Source organism: Campylobacter sp. S4:11 (genome assembly GCF_024723695.1).
Classification (GTDB): domain Bacteria; phylum Campylobacterota; class Campylobacteria; order Campylobacterales; family Campylobacteraceae; genus Campylobacter_D; species Campylobacter_D jejuni_C.
The window spans coordinates 1-323 of sequence record NZ_JANQDC010000117.1; the positions used below are offsets into that span (position 1 = coordinate 1).

Annotated in this window: 1 protein-coding gene; it reads left to right on the forward strand. The window is 21.4% G+C overall.

Going from position 1 to position 323, the window contains the following annotated elements:
* Positions 1-323: hypothetical protein (locus CAMP5053_RS08480; RefSeq protein ID WP_442863264.1), on the forward strand; the 323-nt coding region annotated here is incomplete at both ends.

The following is a 323-nucleotide window of genomic DNA, read 5'->3' on the forward strand; positions in this document are numbered from 1 at the left end:
CAACATCCACCGCCCACTCTCTCTACCCCTACTACAAAAACATACAAAATTCCTTTGCTCCTTTATGTTCTATAGATGATAAAAATAGTAATTTATTAAAAGAATTTAATTTTGATAGTTTTTCTTGTAATTTTTACAATAATAATATTTTCAATCAAAGTCTTAAATATTTAGATAATATACAAGATGAAAAAGAATATATCAATGAGTATAAAATATTTTTAGAAAATCTTAATCACTTTAATCAAGAATATAATAATTATAAACTTATGTCTATACAAGTAATCAATAATTTAAAAATAGCCTATATACAAAAACTATCT